Annotated in this window: 1 protein-coding gene; it reads left to right on the forward strand. The window is 72.0% G+C overall.

Annotated features, from left to right (window positions below):
• Nucleotides 1-33: 33 nt before the first annotated feature.
• Nucleotides 34-2,979, forward strand: a 2,946-nt coding sequence (locus ACX9I7_RS32510; RefSeq protein WP_459389385.1) for an SDR family NAD(P)-dependent oxidoreductase, incomplete at its 3' end; no start/stop codon positions are given.

Consider the following 2,979-nt stretch of genomic DNA (forward strand, 5'->3'; position numbering starts at 1 on the left):
TTGGACGAGCACCTGGAGCGTCCGCTTCGGGGTGTGGTCTGGGGCAGGGACGAGGAGCTGGTCAACCGGACGGTGTATGCCCAGGCCGGGTTGTTCGCGGTCGAGGTGGCGCTGTTCCGGTTGGTGGAGTCGTGGGGTGTGCGGCCGGAGTATGTGGCCGGTCATTCGATCGGTGAGGTGGCGGCGGCGCATGTGGCCGGGGTCTTCTCGCTGGCGGACGCGTGCGTGTTGGTGGCGGCTCGTGGTCGCCTGATGCAGGAGCTGCCTGCGGGCGGTGCGATGGTGGCGGTTCAGGCGACGGAGGACGAGATTCTGCCGCTGCTGTCGGACGATGTCGCGATCGCGGCCGTCAACGGCCCGTCGTCGGTAGTGATCTCGGGCACGGAAGAGGCGGTCGTCAGGGTCGCCGGGCACTTCGAGGCGGAGGGGCGCAAGACGAGCCGTCTGCGTGTCTCGCACGCGTTCCACTCCCCGCTGATGGAGCCGATGCTCGCGGAGTTCCGGGAAGTCGTGGAGGGGCTGACCTTCGAAGCTCCCGCCATTCCGGTCGTCTCCAACCTCACCGGCGCGCTCGCGACGGCCGAGGAGATCGGGTCCGCTGAGTACTGGGTGCGCCACGTCCGCGAGGCGGTCCGCTTCGCGGACGGAGTCCGCACTCTCCTCGCCGAGGGCGTGAGCCGCTTCCTTGAGCTCGGCCCCGACGCCGTGCTCACCGGGATGGTCAAGGACACCCTCGGCGACGACGCCGCGGACGGCGCCCTGACGGTGTCCGCCCTCCGCAAGGGCAGGGACGACGTCGCGAACCTCGCGAACGCTCTCGGTCACCTGCACGTGCACGGTGCCGCCGTGGACTGGCACGCGTACTTCGCCGGCCCGAGCACCCGTCGTGTCGATCTGCCCACCTACGCCTTCCAGCGCGAGCGGTACTGGGTGAACGCCACGACCGGCACGGGTGACCTGAGCGCCACCGGTGTGGACACGGTGGCGCACCCGATGCTGGGCGCGGTCCTGCGGCTGCCCGACTCGGACGGCGTGGTCCTCACGGGCAGGCTGTCGGTGTCCTCGCACCCGTGGCTCGCCGATCACGCGGTGCGGGGCACGGTGCTCGTGCCGGGCACCGGGCTGCTGGAGCTCGCCGTCCGGGCGGGCGACGAGGTCGGCTGCGACGTGCTGGAGGAGCTGACGCTCGCCGCGCCGATGGTGCTGCCCGAGCGCGGTGCGATACAGGTCCAGGTCGTCGTGGGCACGGACGAGGCCGGGCGTCGCCCGGTGGCCGTGTACTCGCGGCGGGAGGACGCGGGCGACCGCGCATGGGTCCGCCACGCCTCCGGGTTCCTCACGGCCGATTCCACGGCCGACGGCCGGAAGGCGGCGGCGTTCGACCTGAGCGCCTGGCCGCCGGCCGGTGCCGAACCGGTGCGGCTGGACGGCGCGTACGAGGCGCTGCGCGAGCACGGCTACGGCTACGGCCCGGTGTTCCAGGGCCTGCGGGCCGCGTGGCGGGTGGGCGACGAGCTGTTCGCGGAGGTGGCGCTGCCGGAAGGCACTGATGGTGGGGCGTTCGGTCTCCACCCCGCGCTGCTGGACGCTGCCATGCACGCCGCGATCTTCGTCGGCGCGGGCGACGGCGAGACCAGGATCCCCTTCGCGTGGACCGATGTGGCCCTCCACGCGGTGGGCGCCTCGGCGGTCCGGGTACGCCTGTCGCGGCTCGACGGTGGCGGGCTGGCGTTGGCGGTCGCCGACACGGCCGGGCGACCGGTCCTGTCCGTGGGCTCGATGGTCGGCCGGCCGGTGTCGGCCGAGCAACTCGACGCGGGCGACGGCTCGGGCGAGTCGCTGTACAGGGTCGAGTGGTCCGGTGAGGCGGTGGCGGATGGTGCTGCGGCGGTGTCGTGGGCACTGTGGGACGAGGCCGTGGATGCTGAGTCCGGTGCCGTGCCGGATGTGGTGGTGCTGGACTGCGGTGCGGTGACGTCGGTGGGCGATGTGCCCGGCGACGTACGAGCCGTGCTGCGTCACGTACTGGAGGCGATACGGCGCTGGCTGTCCGACGAGCGCTTCGAGGGCTCGCGGCTGGCTGTGGTGACCCGCAACGCGGTGGCTGTGGTTGATGGTGTGGCGTTGGATGTGGTGCAGGCTCCGGTGTGGGGTCTGGTGCGTTCGGCCCAGGCGGAGAACCCTGGCCGGTTCGTCCTGGTGGACGCTGATGGTGAGCCGGGGGAGGTGCTGTTCGCGGCGCTGGCTTCGGGTGAGCCGGAGGTGGCGGTGCGCGGTGGTGAGGTGCTGGTGCCGCGCCTGGTGCGCCTGTCCTCTGCGCTTGAGGCAGCGGACGTCTCCCTCGATGTCGAGGGTGGGGTGCTGATTACCGGTGGTACGGGTGGCTTGGGTGCGGTCGTGGCCCGCTATCTCGTGGCCGAGCACGGAATCCGGCATCTGACGCTGACGAGTCGCCGGGGCCTGGAGGCTCCGGGTGCTCCGGAGCTCGTGGCAGAGCTGACGGCTGCGGGCGCTGACGTGCGCGTCGTCGCCTGTGATGTGTCCGACCGTGGGGCGCTGGTCGCCGTGGTGGACGGAATCACCATCGACCGGCCGCTCACCGCCGTGGTCCACGCTGCCGGAATCGGTGACAGTGCACTGGTCGACGCCCTGACGCACGAGCAGGTGCACTCCGTGCTCGCGCCGAAGGCGGACGCGGCCTGGTGGTTGCACGAGCTGACCCGTGAGATGGACCTGGCGGCGTTCGTCCTGTTCTCGTCCGCCGGCGGGCTCGTGCTGACGGGCGGGCAGGGCAACTACGCGGCCGCCAACGTCTTCCTCGACGCCCTGGCGCAGCAGCGCCACGCCGAGGGGCTGCCCGCCACCGCGATGGCGTACGGCCTCTGGGAGGTCGGCGCCGGGCTCGGCCAGTTCCTGAGCGACATCGACCGCAAGCGCATGGCCAACCAGGGCGTCCCGGCACTCTCCTACGAGGCCGGC

The organism is Streptomyces sp. L500, from assembly GCF_054551825.1.